This window comes from Paenibacillus sp. FSL R7-0198 (genome assembly GCF_038000415.1).
GTDB lineage: Bacteria > Bacillota > Bacilli > Paenibacillales > Paenibacillaceae > Paenibacillus.
The window spans coordinates 5,981,921-6,001,438 of the sequence record NZ_JBBOCB010000001.1; the positions used below are offsets into that span (position 1 = coordinate 5,981,921).

General features: G+C 47.2%; 16 protein-coding genes. 13 read left to right on the top strand and 3 right to left on the bottom strand.

Annotated elements, in window-relative coordinates; translation table 11 throughout:
- The first annotated feature begins 135 nt into the window (after positions 1–135).
- From MKY87_RS26305 to MKY87_RS26335, 7 genes are all read left to right on the top strand, one after another.
- A complete protein-coding gene (locus tag MKY87_RS26305) occupies positions 136–1,449 on the top strand; it encodes an extracellular solute-binding protein (protein ID WP_338593681.1) in 1,314 nt (437 codons plus the stop codon).
- 101 nt (positions 1,450–1,550) lie between these two features.
- Positions 1,551–2,432 carry a carbohydrate ABC transporter permease gene (locus MKY87_RS26310; protein WP_091032136.1) on the top strand — a complete coding sequence of 294 codons (882 nt, stop codon included), beginning with the start codon at positions 1,551–1,553 and terminating at the stop codon, positions 2,430–2,432.
- 36 nt (positions 2,433–2,468) lie between these two features.
- Positions 2,469–3,323 carry a carbohydrate ABC transporter permease gene (locus tag MKY87_RS26315; RefSeq protein ID WP_165790059.1) on the top strand — a complete coding sequence of 285 codons (855 nt, stop codon included), beginning with the start codon at positions 2,469–2,471 and terminating at the stop codon, positions 3,321–3,323.
- A 30-nt stretch (positions 3,324–3,353) separates the two neighbouring features.
- Positions 3,354–5,135: a cache domain-containing sensor histidine kinase gene (locus MKY87_RS26320; protein ID WP_338593683.1), complete on the top strand. Its 1,782-nt coding sequence runs from the start codon at positions 3,354–3,356 to the stop codon at positions 5,133–5,135.
- A complete protein-coding gene (locus MKY87_RS26325; protein ID WP_339784703.1) occupies positions 5,132–6,718 on the top strand; it encodes a helix-turn-helix domain-containing protein in 1,587 nt (528 codons plus the stop codon). Before MKY87_RS26320 ends, MKY87_RS26325 begins: the two co-directional genes overlap by 4 nt.
- 90 nt (positions 6,719–6,808) lie before the next feature.
- Complete coding sequence (locus MKY87_RS26330; protein WP_340966826.1) at positions 6,809–9,385, top strand: beta-mannosidase; 2,577 nt, start codon at positions 6,809–6,811, stop codon at positions 9,383–9,385.
- A gap of 216 nt (positions 9,386–9,601) precedes the next feature.
- Positions 9,602–9,829, top strand: coding sequence for a hypothetical protein (locus MKY87_RS26335; RefSeq protein WP_339784699.1), 228 nt, complete (start codon positions 9,602–9,604; stop codon positions 9,827–9,829).
- A gap of 117 nt (positions 9,830–9,946) precedes the next feature.
- On the opposite strand, the gene MKY87_RS26340 is transcribed toward MKY87_RS26335, so the two are convergent.
- Positions 9,947–11,062 carry an FAD-dependent monooxygenase gene (locus MKY87_RS26340; protein WP_339784697.1) on the bottom strand — a complete coding sequence of 372 codons (1,116 nt, stop codon included), beginning with the start codon at positions 11,060–11,062 and terminating at the stop codon, positions 9,947–9,949.
- 271 nt (positions 11,063–11,333) lie between these two features.
- Here MKY87_RS26340 and MKY87_RS26345 point away from each other — a divergent pair, with 271 nt between their 5' ends.
- Positions 11,334–11,816 carry a MarR family winged helix-turn-helix transcriptional regulator gene (locus tag MKY87_RS26345; RefSeq protein ID WP_091032120.1) on the top strand — a complete coding sequence of 161 codons (483 nt, stop codon included), beginning with the start codon at positions 11,334–11,336 and terminating at the stop codon, positions 11,814–11,816.
- Positions 11,817–11,912: 96 nt separating this feature from the next.
- Here the strand turns inward: MKY87_RS26345 and MKY87_RS26350 are convergent, their stop codons facing one another.
- Positions 11,913–12,212 carry a hypothetical protein gene (locus tag MKY87_RS26350; RefSeq protein ID WP_047842412.1) on the bottom strand — a complete coding sequence of 100 codons (300 nt, stop codon included), beginning with the start codon at positions 12,210–12,212 and terminating at the stop codon, positions 11,913–11,915.
- A gap of 405 nt (positions 12,213–12,617) precedes the next feature.
- On the opposite strand from MKY87_RS26350, the gene MKY87_RS26355 reads away from it, so the two are divergent.
- The 5 genes from MKY87_RS26355 (at position 12,618) to MKY87_RS26375 (ending at position 17,570) form a co-directional block, all read left to right on the top strand.
- On the top strand, positions 12,618–14,642 hold the full coding sequence (locus tag MKY87_RS26355; RefSeq protein WP_340966827.1) for a Na+/H+ antiporter: 2,025 nt from the start codon (positions 12,618–12,620) through the stop codon (positions 14,640–14,642).
- 112 nt (positions 14,643–14,754) lie between these two features.
- Entirely contained in the window at positions 14,755–15,693 is a 939-nt protein-coding gene (locus tag MKY87_RS26360; RefSeq protein WP_340966828.1) for an aldo/keto reductase, read from the top strand.
- 66 nt (positions 15,694–15,759) lie between these two features.
- A complete protein-coding gene (locus MKY87_RS26365) occupies positions 15,760–16,548 on the top strand; it encodes a polysaccharide deacetylase family protein (RefSeq protein WP_340908331.1) in 789 nt (262 codons plus the stop codon).
- Positions 16,549–16,761: 213 nt separating this feature from the next.
- Positions 16,762–16,968, top strand: coding sequence for a YwbE family protein (locus MKY87_RS26370; RefSeq protein WP_026081155.1), 207 nt, complete (start codon positions 16,762–16,764; stop codon positions 16,966–16,968).
- A gap of 20 nt (positions 16,969–16,988) precedes the next feature.
- Complete coding sequence (locus tag MKY87_RS26375) at positions 16,989–17,570, top strand: DUF4269 domain-containing protein (RefSeq protein WP_340966829.1); 582 nt, start codon at positions 16,989–16,991, stop codon at positions 17,568–17,570.
- Positions 17,571–17,792: 222 nt separating this feature from the next.
- Here MKY87_RS26375 and MKY87_RS26380 read toward each other — a convergent pair whose 3' ends face one another.
- Entirely contained in the window at positions 17,793–19,235 is a 1,443-nt protein-coding gene (locus MKY87_RS26380; protein WP_340966830.1) for a hypothetical protein, read from the bottom strand.
- Positions 19,236–19,518 lie beyond the last annotated feature (283 nt).

Here is a 19,518-nt window from a genome sequence, read left to right on the forward strand (position 1 = left end):
AATAAGTCAGCAAAGTAAGTTCCAAACAGGGGAACCGATATTTTTCACCCCTGCATCCGTGGATCGTCACCTTACGGTATGATAGCGTTACCATTTACAATAAGTGTATTCAAATCGCCGAGGGGGAATATAGAGATGTTGAAAAAATGGCTTTCGGGTTTCCTGGCAATAACATTGTTCTCCATTATTCTGGCTGGCTGTGCTGGCGGGGACACTTCAGAAGGAGGCAGCGGCAATGACAAAGTAACCGTCACACTCTGGCACAACTGGACCGGACAGGATGCAAAGGCGGTTGCGATGCGCAAAATTATTGAAGATTTCCGCGCGGCGCATCCAGATATTGAAGTTGTGGATGAAGGCTTGCCAACAGATGGTCTCAAAACCCGGCTTCGTACGGTGGCAGCTGCCAACGAGATGCCAGACCTGTTCGTGATGTGGCCGGATGCCATGACTAAGGAATTTGTAAAAGGGGATCTGTTGCAACCCATTAATACAGAGCTGGACGCAAAGCCGGAGTGGAAAGATAACTTTATCCCCAATGCATTGGACGGATACACCGTAGACGGGAATATCTACTCCGTGCCCATGAATCTGGCGCCGAGTTCCTTCATTTATTACAATGAAGCTTTGTTCAAACAGTACAACGTAAAAGTGCCTGAGACCTGGGCGGAACTGGAACAAGCGATTGCTACTTTTAATCAAAATAAAGTCATTCCCATGGCACTTGGCAACAAGGCCAACTGGGTAGCTCAATCAACGATATTCAGTACACTGGCTGATCGGATTACCGGCACAGACTGGTTCCTGAAAGCGACAGCACAAGAGGGTGCAAGCTTTACCGATCCACAATTTATTGAAGCCTTGAACAAGATGCAGGAGCTTGGCAACACCAAGGCATTCCAGGATGGATTCAATAGTATCGATGAGACACAAATGATGCAACTTTATTTCCAAGGTAAGGCAGCGATGGTCATGAACGGCGGATGGGCCTTGGCAAATCTGGTGAACAATGCACCTGAAGAGGTGCTGAACAACACACATATTACGATTCTTCCTCCAGTGGACGGAGGTCAGGGTGAACCAAGAACAACATCCGGTGTAGTAGGAACCGGGTTGGGTGTAAGTAAAAAGCTGAGCGGTGCACAAAAAGAGGCAGCGATGGAGCTGTTCTACGCGCTGGCAGGACCTGATGGTCAGAAGGCCACATTGGATAGCAGCACATTGGTGAGTTACAAGATTGATCTGGACAAAACCAAAGCACATCCATTGTTCGTAGAATTATATGATCTGATGCAGGAAGTGAAGATCACGCCAGTATACGATTCCAAGCTGGGGTCGGCAACGGTTGAGGTTATTAATAATGCATTGCAAGAGTTGCTTATGGGTGGCAAGGCCGAAGACATTGCGGCTAAAATTCAGGCGGCTCAAGCCAATGCAGTTAGTCAGTAAGCATTCGTTAAAACCCCTTCCCGGCAGGGGAGGGGTCTTAAGTATGAATGGGATAGTCAGTTGCAAGTTGGTAAAGGAATTTATCGAAGGGAAGTGAACAGATGAACGCACTGCGCAGTCGGCGTTTTATTATGCTGGGGTTGGCCCCGGCAGTCATCATTTATGCATTGTTTGTATTTGTACCGGTCGTGTGGTCGGCATACTACGGTTTCTTCAACTGGTCCGGCATCGGCGCATCCAAATATATTGGTGTGGATAATTACGTGGAGATCTGGCATGATCCTGTATTTTGGCGGGCGCTGAAAAATAACGTTATTTTTGTGTTGGCGTCGGTATTTGGACAGATTCCGTTAGCGCTTATGCTGGCGGTCATCTTACACAAAAGCAATCCATTACAGCGGTTTCTGCGCTCAGCCGTATTTCTGCCGATGGTGTTATCCACTGTAGTTATCGGTATGATCTGGCAGTATATCTATCATCCGCAGATCGGGATATTAAACTTTCTGCTGGACGCACTGGGGCTTGAAAGTTGGAAGCTGCAATGGCTTTCCGATGACAAGATTGCCATTTTCTCATTGGTACCGCCGCTGCTCTGGAGCTTTGTCGGGTTGTATCTAATTATCTTCATCTCGGCGTTGCAGAATATTCCCGGCGAGATTCATGATGCTGCCAAAATAGACGGGGCTTCAGGAATCCGGAAGCTGGTATCCGTCTCTCTGCCCATGATCTGGGGTACGGTTCAGGTAGCGATCATTCTATGTATTTCGGGTAGTCTGAAATCATTCGATCTGGTCTACATCATGACCAAGGGTGGTCCGGCACATGCGACGGAACTGCTTGCAACGTATATGTACAATTCCACCTTTACAACATACCGATATGGTTTTGGTAGTGCGATCTCAACAACCATCGTACTGATCTCCCTGCTGCTGATCGGAACAAGCCAGTGGTTAACCAGTCGCAAACGAAAAGAGAATCAATAGAGAGGAGGAGTTATTATGCGTGTGACACCTGTATCCATGCCATCACCACGAAGCAGCTCGGGCCATCCGATTCGCCGCCTACGTAGCGGAATTGTTTGGACGCTGCTAACGGTCTATGGTATTTTAACATTGTATCCGTTCTACTGGCTCGTGATTAGTGCATTCAAAACAAATGAAGATTTCTATAGCAGGCCCTTTGGACTGCCGGAAAACTGGAATGTTGCCAATTTCAGCAATGCATGGGAAAGCTCCAGGCTGGGGACCGCTTTTGGCAATTCACTAATCGTATCGGTGGGGTCACTTATTCTAACGCTGTTTATTGCAGCGCTGGCTTCATTCATCCTGGCCCGTTTCCAGTTTCGCTGGAAAGGCTTAATCATGACTTTCTTTGTTGTGGGCATGCTCATTCCGATCCATAGTACACTTGTGCCCTTATTTATTTTAATGAAACAGATGTCCTTGCTGAATACGTACTGGGCATTAATATTACCTTATACGGCTTTTGCATTGCCTACAGCTATTTTTGTGCTTACTGCTTATCTGACAAGTGTTCCACGTGATATTGAAGAGGCAGCTTTCATTGATGGAACAGGACTTTGGGGGCTGTTTACCCGGATCATGTTACCGATGTCCGTACCTGCGTTGTCTACGGTTACGATCCTGAGTTTCTTGCATGCGTGGAATGACTTTTCATTTGCGCTTGTATTCATCAACAAAACCGGATTGAAAACGTTACCGCTGGCCATTGCGAACTTTGCGGATGGGTATCAAACCGATTACGGCTTAACGCTAGCTGCCATGACACTGTCGGTCATTCCAACCATTATCTTGTATCTCGTATTCCAGGAACAAGTTATGAAAGGTATGACAGCAGGAGCTGTCAAAGGATAAGCGAAAGCGCATCCAGAGGAGGAGAAACGTTTGGCACGCTGGCTCACATCTTCGTTACAAAGGAAGCTATCGGTCGTCGTGACGGCTTCAATGATTGTGCCATTGCTGGCCTTGGGCCTGTTCGCCTTTCTGATCTCTTCCCGCATTACAGAGCAAAAAACAAAACTGTCCGGCATGGATACACTGAAACAGGTGGAAGCGAATCTTCGTTATATGCTGCAAGATGCCGAGAACCTATCGATTTTCCTGATTGGAGAACGGGACATCCAGCAGTATCTTAGCCACAATGAAGATCATGAGCTGGACCGAGTGGATATCCTGGGCAGAATGACCAATCTGGCGGCTTCCAAGAAATATATCGCTAACATCGCTATATATCCGGGACGTTTTGATGCCACATTGTCAACCGCTACCTGGTATGAATCCAATGAATCCAACCTTTCGTATCCCTCTGTTCCAAGCGGTGAAGCAGTCAAACAATGGACGGGGGTATACCCGGTGCAGAATTACGCGGGTATTCAAAATGTGATCACATTGGTTCGGCCAATCCGCAGTATCCATGATTATCGACCCATCGGCTGGTTAGCCATTAGTCTGGATGAGAAGGCCATATCCAAGGGATGGGCCGCTCTGGGATTAGGCAGAGGGCAAGGCAGACTGGAGCTCATCGGCAGTTCTGGAGAGATTCTGTCTTCAATGGACAAATCCCGGCTTGGACTTAAGCTGGAGCAGGCCGAACCAGGAGTCACAACGTTAATTCAGGATGGCGGTAGCGGAACAACCACATATGGCAGTGGTGACGATAAACGGACATTGCTCTATTATCCGGAAGAACTGACCGGTTGGACGTTGGTTGGAACGGTTCCTTATGACCAGTACAAGTCCGAGAATCGGTACATTCTTATTCTGACCGGTTGCGCCGTTGCGATGTCTGCTGCGATCAGTGCTGGCTTGGTCTGGTTTACGGTTCGTCGTGTGACGAGGCCGCTTCGTGTACTTACCCGACATCTGTCCCGAATTGATCCGGAACGCCCGCTTCCTTTGTTTCGGTCTGAAAGTGATGACGAGATCGGTAGGCTTGGGGAGAGTTACAATCTGCTCGGTGCACATATTCAGTTATTGAAGGAAGAGGTTATTCGGGGTGAAGCTCGTAAAAAAGAAGCGGATCTTCGAGTGCTTCAGGCGCAGATTAACCCGCACTTTCTCTATAACACGCTCTCTTCAATTCATTGGATTGCCTTGATGTCTGAAGAGAAGCGGATCGCGGATATGGTTGAGGGCCTGAGTGATTTTCTACGTATCAGCTTGAATAATGGTCAGGATTACTGCCCTGTGGAACAAGAGATTGCTCATATTCGCCATTATGTGCGTGTGCAGTCAATTCGTTTCCCTGATCAATTCGTGTTGCATTATATCGTAGATCCAGCGCTTGAGAAGCGAATGATGCTGAAGCTGTTGCTGCAACCGCTCGTTGAGAATGCCATGATTCATGGCATTCAGCCCAAAACAGGCGTGGGCACCATCACCATAATGATTCGCAAGGACCCGGATAATGAACAGATGAATGTGCTGGTGCTGGATGATGGTGTCGGCATGGAGCCGGACAGGCTGGAACAATTAAGGATAAGCATTAGGGAATGGAAGGGAAAACAGCCGGAAAAACAGCTAAACCAAGGCGGTTATGGGCTCTGCAATGTGAATGAGAGACTGCTGCTCCATTATGGAGCGGATGCACAGCTTGAAGTAGACAGCAGGATTGGGGGAGGTACCCGGATTTCGTTTTCCATTCCAATCTTGGAGGGTTCGTCATGAGACTATTAATTGTTGATGATGAAGTGATTATCCGTACAGGGCTTGCCAGCGTTATCGCTTGGCATGAACTCGGAATTGAACTTCTTCAACCTGCTGCCTCGGCAGAGGAGGCGTTAACACGTTTGGCTGAGGAACGTCCACATATCCTGATGACCGATATTCGGATGACAGGCAGATCAGGGCTGGAACTGGCAGAAGAGGGCCTGCGATTGTTACCTGAGCTGGAGGTCATTATTTTGTCCGGATACGATGACTTTTCTTATGCCCAACAGGCGATTCGCCAAGGTGTTACAGATTATCTGCTCAAAACAAGTAAGCCGGAAGAGATCATCAAAACCGTATTACAGGCCAAACAGCGAATCTCGGAACGTTGGGCAGAGAAGTCCAGAGAGGGACAGCTTATGCGGGAGAATCGAGAGCGGTTATTTGCCGGGTGGATCATTGATGGTGACACCGCTTCGGGCCATTTTCCTTCATTCTTGCGATCTGATGTTGGAAAAGAGGCAGGGCTTGGTGGCCTTGATGATGAACAGATTCTCAGACAAGTCATTATTCTTCGAGCAGAGGGTTGGGATCGATCCTCGGATGCGCTATTACGATTTGCGGTGCAGAATACCCTGGAGGATATGTTACCTGGTGCCATTGCTCATGTAGAGAAACAGCAAATTATTTGTGTAGTTTCATGGCCGCCTGTGGAACATGAAACTACGTTCAGGCTGGAGAGTGCATTACGTCGGGTGGAGCAATTACTGAAGTGCACCCTGCGCGCAGCGGTAGGTCTGCCTGTGCGTGGATATGCAGATCTGCACGAAAGCTACAGTACTGCGTCAGCTGCATTCCGATATCGGGGTTTGGTGGATTATAAAGTATGGCATTATGAGCACGTTCAGGATCGCCAAGGTGGTAAAACTGTACTTACGCACGAAGAGGAGACCACACTTGGTACATTATTGCTGGATAATGATTCAGTCACGTTAACGACATGGACGCGGGAACTTGTGGCTAATTTGATTACAGAGCCGGAGGTCACACCAGAATCGTTCAATGCTTGTCTGCACTCAGCCGTCATTGTAGGTCATCGCTGGCTGACTCGCACAATGCGAGCCACAGGGCGTGAAGAACCCGCAAGGCTCGAGCCATGGTTGCCGGAACCGGATGCTGAAGCTGGTGACCTCGGGGATATGCTGTTCCATCATCTGTATGGTCTGATGCATATCTATCATAGCCGAATGGGTCAGGGACAGGCTGCTCATGTGCAGAAGGCTATCGGTTATATTGAATCTTCATTGGCGCAGGATATTAATCTGCAGCAGGTAGCTGGACATGTTCATTTGCATCCGGGTCACCTCAGTGAGCTGTTTAAAAAAGAAATGGGTGTGACCTTCGGTGATTTTGTCACCGATATGCGTATACGAAGAGCGATGGATATGCTGGCGGTGTCTCCAGCGAAGGTCAGTGAAGTCGCTGCCATCAGCGGCTACGAGGACGTGAAATATTTTAGCAGGCTGTTCAAAAAACATACCGGCAAGACCCCGAGTGAATATCGCGAAGAGGCGTTGTCGTTCAAGCCTTCGGGAAGTTAGAAATGAGCAGATGAGGAAACATGTCTTGCCTTACTGCAAACGTTTTCGATATGGTGTTACTCAGGGTTATTGGAGAGTGAGGGCGAACTTATGAAGACCCATAGTTCAAGTCAGGATTTATCGGGACAATGGAAGATACAGCATTTTGAAGTTGGGGACAAGCGGGCAGTGGATGTTGCAGCTGCTGCGCTGGATGACCGTTTCTGGATCGGGGCAGAAGTGCCTGGGGATGTACATGCTGCACTGATTGAGCGCAGTATCATTGATCCGCCCTATTACGGTCATAATGATGCCAAAAGTCGCTGGATTGAGCATAAGGAATGGTGGTACCGCACAACCTTCAATCTGGTGAGAGATGCAGAAACTGAGGAGCACTTTGAATTGGTGTTCGAAGGATTGGATACGTTTGCAACGGTATATGTCAACGGCCATGAAGTCGGGAAAACGGCCAATATGCTTATGTCACATACATTTAACGTCACGTCTCTGGTACGCAGTGGCTGGAATGCGATTGCTGTCAAGTTCGATCCGCTTCACCTGTATCAGCGGGACAAAGAAACCTTTGACTGGTCCTCGTATACGAAGGAACGGCCATGGTTGCGCAAAGCAGCGATGAACTTTGGCTGGGACTGGGGGCCACGTATGGTTACGGTGGGGATCTGGGGTGCTGTACGGCTGGAAAAACGAACAATAGCCAAGCTGGAAAGTGTGTATGCTCGCACGGAATCAGTCAGTACAGAGCTGGCTGTCTTACGCGTCACGGCGGATGTGAAATCCGTCTTGTCTTTCCGTAGCAGACAGAAACGTGAACAGGCTGTGGTTGCGTCCTGTAATGTTCGTTTGCTGGATCGCAATGGACACGAGGTGGCAGGTGCCACTGAACTACCTGTAGAAGGTGGTAAGGCAGATATCAGGTTGAACGTCACGTCACCTCAGTTATGGTGGACTCATGATCTGGGTGAGCCGTATCTGTATACGCTGGAGGTTACATTATACGCAGATGGCGTTGAGGTGGATCGTTATAGCGAGCCTTATGGGTTACGAACGATTGAGCTGGCTCTTCACAATGAACGGGGTGAAGATGCATTTGCTTTTATCCTGAACGGAGTCAAGATCTACGCCAAGGGAGCCAACTGGATTCCGGCTGATCATCTGATTGGCGCCATCCCGAACTCTCGATATCGTGAGCTTGTCGAGCTGTCGGTGGAAGGACATATGAACATGCTGCGTGTCTGGGCTGGTGGTATATATGAGAAGGATGTCTTCTACGATGAGTGTGATCGGCAAGGGGTGTTGGTGTGGCAGGATTTTGCATTTGCGAATGCATTGTTCCCGGATTTCAATCGTGATTTCATGGATAATGTACGGCAAGAGGTAGAAAACAATGTCCTGCGTCTGCGTAACCGTGCCTCGCTTGCCATCTGGTGTGGCAATAATGAAATAGACTGGCTCTATGATATGAAGTCGGCAAGTGGAGATATTACCAGCCCGTTCTACGGTGAACTTATCTATCATGAGCTGATCCCTGAGGTGCTGGAACGACTGGATCTGTCTCGTCCGTACTGGCCCTCTTCACCGTTCGGGGACAGCAATGGTCAGGATGCTAATGATCCAGATGTGGGGGACCGCCACAACTGGCAGGTATGGCATGGTTCGGTCTATCCAAGGAAGTATGGAGAGCCGCCGTTGCTGGACTACAGTATTGAAGGTGTAACGTTCAAAAATTATAAAAAGGATCATGCGCTGTTCAGCAGTGAATTTGGTATGCACGCCTCGGCCAATCGCTACACACTGGAGAAAAATATGCCCGCAGGTCAGTTTTACTGGGGTAGTCCGGAGATGGCCTATCGTAACAAGGATACCAATCATCAAAAAGGTATTTTGTTGATGGAAGGTTACACAGGCATTCCGCAAAATATAGAGGAGTACATGAATTATTCCATGCTGACTCAAGCAGAAGGATTGCGCTATGGAATTGAACATTTCCGGCGCATCAATCACCGTAACAGCGGTGCGCTCGTGTGGCAATTAAATGACAGTTGGCCAGGAACAAGCTGGTCCATGATTGATTATGAACTGCTACCGAAGGCATCCTTTTATTACGGGAAAATATTCTTTCATCCTGTCCTGTTGTCACTGGAGCATGAGCCGGGGGAGCCGCTTGCATTGTGGGTTGTGAACGATACACGTGAAGTCTTGAAAGGGGAGCTTCGACTCAATGTCTATGCATTGAATGGAGAGAAGATCTACTCCAGCACACATGCTGTTGAAGTAACATCACAATCCTCACTGTGTATTGCTGAATTAACTGAAGCAGAGGTGTTACAGGGCAGACGTGCGGAGGAAGTAATGGTTGAGCTGGTATCCGAAGGGTTCGCGGCGCCAATTAATCGGTACTTCTTGCGTGATCCTAAGGATGTGACGTTGCCTGAGTCGCAATTGAGCGTACATGTGAACGAGGAGGAGCAGTCTGTTACGGTTACGGCCAGTGGTGCGATTGCACGATTGGTGAAGCTGGAGCTTCCCCTTGGGCGTGTACGATTCAGTGACAATTATTTCGATCTGCTCCCCGGTGAGAGCCGGACGGTAAGACTTCGTCATCCGGAGCATTCTTCTCTGCCTTTGACAGAACTTCGGGTCAGTGCCATGAACGGCAGAGAAGGATAAAATATTAATAACAGACTTCGAATCTTATGCGAGGTTCAAGGTGGTAATCCTGATCAGGGATGCCACCTTTTTTTGCTTTTGCAGCAGGTGAGTTCATGTCGTTGTGTCAGGTTACCCTGTCCTTAGTCCACAAGCGAAACTTCCAATCGGGTTCACATGTTGGCATATTAAGGTTAGAATGATGGAAAGCAATCGTTTTCAAAAGGAGGTAATTTTATGTCATTTGTCTTTTATCCGGAGATGGTTATATTCATTCTGATGTTGATCCTGCTGATTATTGGTATTGTATATATCGTTCGTAAAAGCAAACAAGTATTGCGCCGCTTAAACAATCTGGAGAAAGCAGTATATGAAAAAGATAACATCTCATCCTATCCGAAGGACGTTGATACTGTACAAGAAGCACCCAGAGAAGACACGTTTGCTCCACGCAAACGAAAATGAAGAAGGGTACGGAATTACATGAAAAAGATAAACCAACAAGCCAAACAGCCGATTCTTCTCTATGAGGAAGTGATCGGCTGTTTGGGCATATAAACATTTTATCCGTATTAACTGGGTTTAGAGAGAGGATTCATAACGCTGTTGGAAAGAGGATTCCATCTCCACTTGTCGTGCAAGTTGCTGCTGTACCTTTGCACCGCGAATCGTCTGAAGTTCCTGAAGTTGTGCAGTGGAACTGAATTGATCTGCGGCCATTTGGACAAGTAATTCGGAGAGCACATCCGCATCTTCGAGCGCGGCATTAAGTCCAAACGCACCGGTTGGTGTCATGGTATGAGCGGCATCACCGATAAGTACAACATTGTCCTGTGCCCACGACTGGCAATAGCTGCTTTCGACGGATAACAGAACAAAATCACTCCAGCTCTGAATGTTGGCAGCTACAGAATCAGACAGGCAAGGAAAAGCAGATACAAGTTTATCTACAAAAGGAGCAATCGGCTGCTCTCGCAGCTTGGAGTAAGCTCCCTCGGGAATGTTCCATCCAATCTGAACATAACCGCCGAACTGTGAGAACAGTGCGAGCTGTTGACCATCCATGCTGGCCATCCGAACAGCGGGTTCCCAACCTACGGGTGCTGGAATGCGTGCCCAGAGCAGATCATACCCGTGCTTGCGAATCTCGGGGGTCAAACCGGAATGTTTGCGTACAGCAGAATATCTGCCATCAGCACCAACAATAACAGATGCTTGAATGGAGGCAGGAACGCCGTTCTGCCGAATGTTAATACCCACGACCTGGCCGTTTTTGTCTCGTAGCAAGCCAGTCATGATGGTATTAAACAGTACTTGTTCATTGGAGTTGTGCTGCTCAGCGTGCGACACGATGGCTTCCAGGAGATGATCTTGAGGTACATGAATACCAACATGAGATTCTCCATTGCCTGGTGATACCGTATGAATAATCTGCCCATTTTCCCAATACTGAATCTCTTCCAAGAGCAGCGCTCCGCGTTCCTGAATGAGGGAATAGAGGCCGTGTTTATTCAAAATGGCTTCGCCGTCCACATTGAGCAACTCCCCGCGAAACGACTTGTGCAGGTGGGGCTGCCGCTCAATGAGCATCGTGGAGATTCCTTTTTGATTCAGTAAATAAGAAAGCAAAGCACCGCCAGGTCCAGCACCGACGATGCAAACATCTGTTTTGAGTTGAGATTGTATATTCTGATTCATGTGCATAAGTCCCTTACATTATAATGATGGCGCTTCATTTACTTTATAACAACAGATTTATTAAAATCATTAAGTAACTAAAAGTAACTTTAAAGATATAGGTTATTATAAACAAACCCGTTGCCATAATGCAATAGGTGAAACCGGAAATAAAACAAGAGTCTTGCAGTCAACGATAGGGTGTCGGATACAAGCGCATTTTTCACAAACATCATAGTGTAAATATGTTACAATATAAGGTAGGTTATGATGAAAGGCAGGAGGAACGTTTATGAGCCCGGATACGGAGCGAAACTCTCAATTGGCAAATGTAGATCAATTGTTGGAGGCCTTCTTCAGATATAAAAACAAAGTATTGGATCAGCAGCAGAAGACCGAAACCAACTGTAAACTGAATCCGACAAAAAGTCATATATTGGGCATGATTTTACGGGAAAAAAAATGTATGGCGGTTGATGTGGCCAGACAACTTAGTTTGTCTTCCGGCGCAACCACCATTGTACTGAATCAACTGGAGACGGAAGGGTTGATCCAGCGGGTGCGCAGTGAAGAAGATCGGAGGATTGTGTGGCTGTCCTTAACGGATGAAGGCGCGCAGCTAGCCAAGACACTTAATGCGAATCGCGGCCGAATGACATGGGAATTGTTGCAAGCACTTTCCGAAGAGGAGCAACAGCAGATGTTTGGCATGCTGAAGAAAATTGAACTGAAACTGCTGGAGAACATGAAGTCGTTTGAGCAGATCCACCGGTAGTCCATATATGACTTGATCCTTGAAGACGTCAGTCCTCATGAGTTCGTCCCTAATTGCGGGGGGATGAACCTTGAAGACTGGCGTTTTTGAGCTGATCTACAAATGAAAGCGAACCACATGATCTGTCATGCCTTCTTGGATCAAAATTTCTTTTTGCTTGCTGCCCATCAGGTCAAAGTGGGGAAAGGGCTGCCGCCGATGAATGTATCGCGGGTCCAGCCCATGATCGTTGCACCAACGTTCGAGACGTTCCAGATCTGCACAGCCAACTTTGGTGACACTGGTGATACCGGGGAATCGGTTGTCAATCCAGAAATGAGTGAGGTACGCAATCTCACCCCGAGCCACTTGTTCCTTCCAAGCAGCAAGCTCTTGTCGTTTAATTCCAAATGCCATAGATGCAAGTTCCTTTCCAAACGGGTATTGTCCTGAGCATATTGTAACATCTTATATACAGAATCCATCAGAATTCTTCAATCTATATAAGTTAACTAAAGATTATTTACACTGACACTACGATGACAGAATAACCTTCCAATCGCTGTTATCCCCTGATTTTTTTTGATTCCCTTTTCCAAAGGGGAAAATCCGGGGATAAAGGCGAACGCTTTGCTTTTTCAGGTTTTTTCTGTCCTCTCCGTTATCGTGTAAATGAATAGTTCAACTTATAATGATTAGTCTGTGACCAGTTAAATGGGTATATGAATATGACAACATTTTTATAACAAAGTCTGGATTATGTTAAAATAAACCTATACAACAAAGGTTTCACCACTTCTATAGCGGAAAGGGATTGTCATCATGGAAATATTTATTGCCGTACTTGTGTTACTGGTACTAATTGGTTTATCCAATATTTTAAACCGGTTTGTACCCTTTATTCCCGTTCCGCTCATTCAAATTGTGCTTGGTGTAGCTATAGCTTTGCTTCCCGCAGGTGTTCACCTGCCGTTGAATCCGGAATTGTTCTTTGTCCTTTTCATCGCACCTTTGTTATACAACGATGGTAAGCGAACACCAAGGAATGAATTATGGAATCTGCGTGCACCGATACTTTTGCTTGCACTAGGGCTTGTATTCGTGACAGTAGTCGTGGCGGGATATGCCATTCATTGGCTGATTCCTTCAATTCCGTTACCTGCTGCTTTTGCTCTTGCAGCCATATTGTCCCCGACAGATGCAGTGGCCGTTGGCGCCATGGCTGGGCGGGTACATTTGCCCAAAGGTATACATAGGCTTCTTGAAGGTGAAGCATTAATGAATGATGCATCCGGCTTGGTCGCCTTCAAATTCGCCATTGCAGCCACGGTTACAGGTGTATTTTCCCTGGCGCAGGCAACCTTTAGTTTTATTCTGATTGCAATTGGCGGACTTCTCGTCGGGGCATTGTTATCTTTTCTGCTAATCAGGCTCGGGATGTGGATTCGCAGGCTGGGCATGGAAGATGTAACCATTCACATGCTGCTGCAAATCCTGACGCCATTTATCATCTATCTGGTGAGTGAAGAAATTGGGGTATCCGGTATTCTTGCGGTAGTGGCAGGTGGTATTATCCACGCCATTGAGCGTGACCGCGCTGAATCGGTTCAGTTAAAAATGCAGGTGGTATCTGCGAGCACATGGTCAGTCATTTTATTTATACTAAATGGTCTGGTGTTTGTTATTCTGGGTGTACAGGTCCCGGATGTGCTGAGTACCATTTTTGAAAATGTATCGTTTAATAATCTGCAGGTGTTGGGCTATGTGGGCCTAATCTCGGTGTTATTGCTGGTTCTGCGCTTTCTCTGGATCTATCTGTTCTGGCAAGGGAATGAATTGTTGCGTACCAAATCCTCAATTGGCCGGCCCAGATTCAAGGATATTACGATCATTTCCCTCTCTGGGGTACGGGGGGCTGTAACATTGGCGGGTGCGTTCTCAATCCCTTATGTGCTTCAGGATGGATCACCTTTCCCTGAACGGGATCTGATTATTTTCCTCGCGGCAGGGGTTATCCTCTTCTCCCTGATTGCGGCGAGTGTGTTTCTTCCGGTTCTGGCCAAGGACGATGGGAAATCCACAGAAGAAACACCGCAGAAGTCAGAACGAAAAGCACATGACATTATGCTCAATGCGGCAATACGAGCTGTCAAATCCGAAATGAACGATGAGAATAAAGCTGCTGCACTCGCAGTTGTCTCCGACTTGTCCAAGTACATCAGACAGGCCGCAGGTCAGCTTACCGCCGGTAAACGCAAAGATATTCAGAAACAAGAAACGGCTATTAACCTGATTGCCACCCGCGCGGAGCGTAAAGAAGTTGAAGTAATGCTGGACGAAAATGCAATTGCTTCTGATGCGGCCTTCAAATGTGACAGCTGGCTGGATCGCAAGGAAATGATGCTGGCGAATCGCACAAACACTCAGTTCATGACTTCGATCAGCGAGATCGGCCGTGTGTTAGGACATCTGTTCACCAACCGGTCCCAGAAGCCGAATCAACCATTCATGCTTGAAAATGCAGAACTGTTCCGTCAGGTGAAGTTACGCACCTCTGAAGCAGCAATTAAGGCTATTCGTGCCCATATGAACGATGGGAATCGAGTCGTCGCACTGTCGGTCATTGCCAAGTATGAGCGTGTAATTGCCAAATTGCGCACCTGGAACCAGGGTAAAACGGAAGATCCGTTTAATCAGGAGAAATTGGAGTTGCAGATGGTAGCTATTCAGGAACAGCGCAATACGGTTCAGCAACTGTATGAAAACGGCGAAATCACCCGTGATGTGGCTGCGAAACTGCGCCGGTTTATTAACGACGTGGAAGCAACTGCGCTGAAAAACACCTAATCCGATAAATCCGATATTTTAAATATGCTAAATGGTTTGATATAATATGTAACAAGAAACATGCATCATTACAGAAATGTACTTATATCGATCAGTGAAGGAGAGATGAGACATGGCAGAACAACAAATTCGATTGGGCAAGACGGATCTGATCGTGAATCCCATTGGACTGGGTGCGAATGCAGTAGGCGGACATAATATCTATCCGGACATGCTGAATGATGAGACGGGTAAGGAAGTGGTTCGTACAGCTTTGAAACAAGGTATTAACTTTGTGGATACGGCATACATCTATGGACCGGAGCATTCCGAACGACTGATTGGTGAAGTACTGAAGGAAACCGGTCAGCGGCAGAATACCATCATTGCAACCAAGGCAGCTCATAAATTAGTGGATGGCAAGATTGTCATAAATAACTCACCTGCTTTTCTGAAAACATCCGTGGATGAGGCGTTGAAACGTCTGCAAACCGATTACATTGATCTGTTCTACATCCACTTTCCGGATGAACATACGCCTAAGGATGAAGCGGTAGATACGTTAAAACAATTAAAAGACGCTGGCAAAATCCGTGCCATTGGCGTATCTAATTTCTCCATTGATCAGTTGCGTGAAGCCAACAAGGACGGGCATGTAGACGTACTGCAATCTGAATATAATCTGTTCAAAAGAGATGCGGAGAAAGAGCTGTTGCCGTATACGGCTGAGCATAACATTTCTTTTGTTCCTTACTTCCCTCTGGCAGCGGGACTGTTGGGCGGGAAATATAATCGTGATACAACCTTTCAGGATGGACGGGCAAAGAACCCGCTGTTTACAGGTGAAGCTTTTATTGAAAATCTCGATAAAGTTGAGCAACTGCGCAGCATAGCACAATCCAAAGATGTTGAGGTTGCTCATCTGGTTTTGGCCTGGTACCTGACTCAGCCTTCGATTGATGCATTGATTCCGGGTGCCAAGCGACCGGAGCAGGTCATTAACAATCTGCAAACATTAAATGTGGAATTAACTGCTGAAGAAATTGCAGTCGTGGATCAGATCTTTCGTTAATGAGTTCGGGTGAATCGGGAAATGCTAACAGGGAGTTTACGTATGAAGACAAAGTGAGGACACCACATGAACCTGAAGGCAGCCCGAGTCATCGGAATGTTCACGCTAATTATTTTGCTGGGTAGCAGTTCTGCCTATGCGAAGCCTGTACAGAAGAACCGTCAGTATTATGAGGAACGAGGAGAGATTGTGTGGGAAGTTCCCACACAGGATAAACTCATCGCCCTTACCTTTGATGATGGACCAGATCCGATTCAGACTCCGCAGATTCTGGCTTTGTTACAGCAGTATCATGCTAAAGGAACTTTTTTTGTACTTGGCAAATGGGCAGATAAATTTCCTGAACTGATTAAGCAGGAACAGCTCGAAGGGCATGAAATCGCCAATCATACGTATGCGCACACGTATGCAGTTCGATCAACTAGTGCGGACAAGTACATGAAGGATATGAACGAAGCAGAAAGTTCCATCATTGAAGCAGGTGCAGAGCGTCCCCTGTTGTTCAGGCCACCGGGCGGTTATTACAATGACATGGTCATTCAGGCTGCCAAACAAAAAGGGTATACCATTGTACTCTGGTCGTGGCATCAGGATACTCGAGACTGGGCTTCTCCAGGTGTATCGGCTATCGTTAACAAAGTGTTGAAGAACGCACGTAATGGGGATATTGTACTCTTCCACGATAAGGTGGAAGGCAAGTCGCATACGGTAGCTGCACTCAAAACGATCCTGCCGAAGTTACAGCAGCAGGGATATCGATTCGTGACCGTGTCCGAGCTGCTTGCTGTGAAGGCACGTGAAGCTGCGAAGGATGGAACTTCGCCTTCGTCTATTTTGAAGCATGTGCAACCCTGAACGTGGTAATCCAATTAGAAACCGTAGGTCTCAGATGATGAGATCTGCGGTTTCTTTATCTTGGTCTTCATTTAACCATGGAACCAGCCTTAGGAGGTTATTGCCGCGTCCCTTTTGTTTTGAAACCAAAACGTCTACAATAGATGGAGCTTTGTGTTTAAGGGTTATATAGTATACAGGGTATGAATCACGACATAGAGGAGAGCGAACATAATGAATGGACAACAACGTGTGAATATTAAGCCAGGTCTGGAAGTGGACATTGTGCTGAAGCAGGATCAAGCTACAGGTAAGCTGACACGTGGCATTGTAAAGGATCTGTTAACCAAGTCACCTACGCATCCACACGGAATCAAAGTACGACTGACGAGCGGTCAAGTGGGACGTGTGAAACAGGTCATTACAGGAGGCTCAAACTAACTGTGGTCCAAGGCGGGGAGATGAGTACTACCACAGAAGTAATGGCACATCTGGCTTCGGGTAATACACGTCAGCAGGACGCATATCATGTGTTACAGAGCAGTGGATTGCTCGAGATATTAGCTGACTATCACCCATATCCAGCAGGAACGGTACCGATTGATATTGATATTCTGGGCAGTGATCTGGATCTGCTGTGTTATGCAGAGGATCTGGATGTGTTTGAAGCCGAGATATACAATCGAATCGGAGCCGTTGCTGAATTTCAATGTGTACGTGGTGGGGATCTTCCAGACCAACGTCCTTATGTGACTTGTAATTTGCAAGTGGGACATTGGTCTGTGGAGATTTTTGCCCAATCCGTGCCAGTTTACAGGCAGAATGCATACTTACATATGATCGTAGAGTGGAGATTGTTGCAACTGTGGGGAGACGCGGGACACCGTGAGATCCGCAGACTGAAACAGGCAGGGTGGAAGACGGAGCCTGCTTTTGCTTCTGTTCTTGGATTACAGGGAGATCCATATGTGGACATGCTGCATCTGGCAGAGATGAAACGTGAAGATCTCTGGAACTGGGCCCGTTCACGCACGTCTTTTTAAAATGTCTATTTGAGATGAACTAATCATTTACACGATAACGGAGAGGACAGAAAAAACCTGAAAAAGCGAAGCGGTCGCCTAAAAGCTTTCTGAAAGAAAGCTGCATCGGAAGAATACGCTATTACCGGATTTCCCCTTGGGAAAGGGGATCAAAAAAATCTGGGAATAACAGCGATTGGAAGGTGCTTCTGTCATCGTAGTGTCAGTGTAAATAACCTTTGGTCAGATCAGAAAGATGGCTACAATTGTTGTTACCGTGAGTCCCAGCAGTACAGGCTTCAGGTTGCGTCTTGCAAGTTCAAAAGGATTGACTCCGCAGATTGCAGCAGCAGGGATCAATGCCCATGGAATTAAGGTTCCGCCACCTACCCATATGGCTGCAACCTGACCGAGTGCTGTCAGCACAGGTGCGGAATCTGTCGAACCTGCAAACATGGACGCAATCGAGCCAACCAGGGATATCCCCGAGAACCCCGAACCATCCATTCCGGTCACTGCTCCAGTTACCGTCATTGTAATGGCGCCCACCGTATCATTCAATGGCACCAGTCCAGCAAGTGCAACCCCGAGATCATTCACGATCCCGTGTGAACCTTCAGGAAGAGGATTGTTGAACAACTCCGTAATCGCAGCATCTCCCAGATAAAAAAATGCGGCTATAGGAATAACCGGTCCAAACACCTTGAAACCAAACTGAAATCCTTCGATTAAATAATTGGTCGTTTCCTCTGGTCCGGCATGACGATGTGCGGCAAGGGTAACCGCGATCAGTATAACCACAGCGGTTCCGCCAATCAGAGCTGTTGCGTCGCCACCTTGCAACTTCAATACAAACATCAGAATCACATCAACTGCGAATAACAGAGGGATAAGCAGAGCGAACACCTTTTGCAGGCGGGGTGACATGGCTTGACGTTCAACAGGCAGATTGCCAGGTAGAGAAGTAGACACAGCCTCTGATGAGGAAGAATGTTCCATGCGCATGGTGCCTGATATATCGTTTGGGGAATGAGCAGGTGAGCCTGATTTCATCTCTTTGCGCAGCATCCAGAAGGCTGTAAGTGTAGATACGGTTCCCATGACAATAACCAAAGGAATGCTGGCCGTCATGACGGAAGTAACGGGTAGACCGGCTGCATCAGCCGTAAGTTTGGGAGCCCCCTGAATAATGTAATCTCCCGACAGTGCAATCCCATGTCCAAACAGGTTCATGGCAATAGCAGCTCCAATCGGAGGAAGCCCTACACGCACGGCTACAGGAAGCAGTACTGCACCGACGAGTGCTACGGCCGGGGATGGCCAGAAAAATAGTGATACGACCATCATGATCAATCCGATACCCCAATATGCGACCTGAGGAGAACGGATAAACCGGGTGACAGGTGTTACCATGACCTCATTAATGCCGGTTCTGATCAGAACACGGCTCATTGCCACAATAATCGAGATGATAAAGATTGTACTTAACAATTCTTTTGTTGCATAGATAAAACTGCTGAAGATCCCAGCAACTGACCCGCTTAAGGTTTCGGTTGCCAGAAGTCCAATGGTCAGAATACCTGCAACACAGATGATGGTGGTGTCCCTGCGCCGGATCATAACTGCGATGATCAAGACGATAAATGCAAGGTAGACATAGTGTAACGCAGTGAGTTGAATATTCATCGAACAGTCCTCCCTACATCCTGGTGACTAACCCGAGGAGTGATATATCGTATGCATGTCAAGATCGGGCGTTCGTGGAGTCCGGGGCTTGCCGCAGCATTTATTTTTAGGGAGAAGCATCTGAGCTATAAATGAAGGATTTATTTTACAACTGGAGAATTTATTACAACATGAAGCTTGTTACGCTTGAAATGGGGCGGATGAAAGTCATCAGAATTGACATATGAAGGTCACGGGACCCCATAGACAATGGCAAGCAGGGGTGATTACAATAAACATGCCA

What these genes read in the sequence shown, in the direction of transcription:
- MKY87_RS26345 (WP_091032120.1), top strand. Translation starts at nt 11,334, where the DNA reads ATGAGCCCGGATACGGAGCGAAACTCTCAATTGGCAAATGTAGATCAA.
- MKY87_RS26335 (WP_339784699.1), top strand. Translation starts at nt 9,602, where the DNA reads ATGTCATTTGTCTTTTATCCGGAGATGGTTATATTCATTCTGATGTTG.
- MKY87_RS26380 (WP_340966830.1), bottom strand. Translation starts at nt 19,235, where the DNA reads ATGAATATTCAACTCACTGCGTTACACTATGTCTACCTTGCATTTATC.
- MKY87_RS26305 (WP_338593681.1), top strand. Translation starts at nt 136, where the DNA reads ATGTTGAAAAAATGGCTTTCGGGTTTCCTGGCAATAACATTGTTCTCC.
- MKY87_RS26360 (WP_340966828.1), top strand. Translation starts at nt 14,755, where the DNA reads ATGGCAGAACAACAAATTCGATTGGGCAAGACGGATCTGATCGTGAAT.
- MKY87_RS26310 (WP_091032136.1), top strand. Translation starts at nt 1,551, where the DNA reads ATGAACGCACTGCGCAGTCGGCGTTTTATTATGCTGGGGTTGGCCCCG.
- MKY87_RS26375 (WP_340966829.1), top strand. Translation starts at nt 16,989, where the DNA reads ATGAGTACTACCACAGAAGTAATGGCACATCTGGCTTCGGGTAATACA.
- MKY87_RS26370 (WP_026081155.1), top strand. Translation starts at nt 16,762, where the DNA reads ATGAATGGACAACAACGTGTGAATATTAAGCCAGGTCTGGAAGTGGAC.
- MKY87_RS26325 (WP_339784703.1), top strand. Translation starts at nt 5,132, where the DNA reads ATGAGACTATTAATTGTTGATGATGAAGTGATTATCCGTACAGGGCTT.
- MKY87_RS26365 (WP_340908331.1), top strand. Translation starts at nt 15,760, where the DNA reads ATGAACCTGAAGGCAGCCCGAGTCATCGGAATGTTCACGCTAATTATT.
- MKY87_RS26355 (WP_340966827.1), top strand. Translation starts at nt 12,618, where the DNA reads ATGGAAATATTTATTGCCGTACTTGTGTTACTGGTACTAATTGGTTTA.
- MKY87_RS26330 (WP_340966826.1), top strand. Translation starts at nt 6,809, where the DNA reads ATGAAGACCCATAGTTCAAGTCAGGATTTATCGGGACAATGGAAGATA.
- MKY87_RS26315 (WP_165790059.1), top strand. Translation starts at nt 2,469, where the DNA reads ATGCCATCACCACGAAGCAGCTCGGGCCATCCGATTCGCCGCCTACGT.
- MKY87_RS26340 (WP_339784697.1), bottom strand. Translation starts at nt 11,062, where the DNA reads ATGAATCAGAATATACAATCTCAACTCAAAACAGATGTTTGCATCGTC.
- MKY87_RS26350 (WP_047842412.1), bottom strand. Translation starts at nt 12,212, where the DNA reads ATGGCATTTGGAATTAAACGACAAGAGCTTGCTGCTTGGAAGGAACAA.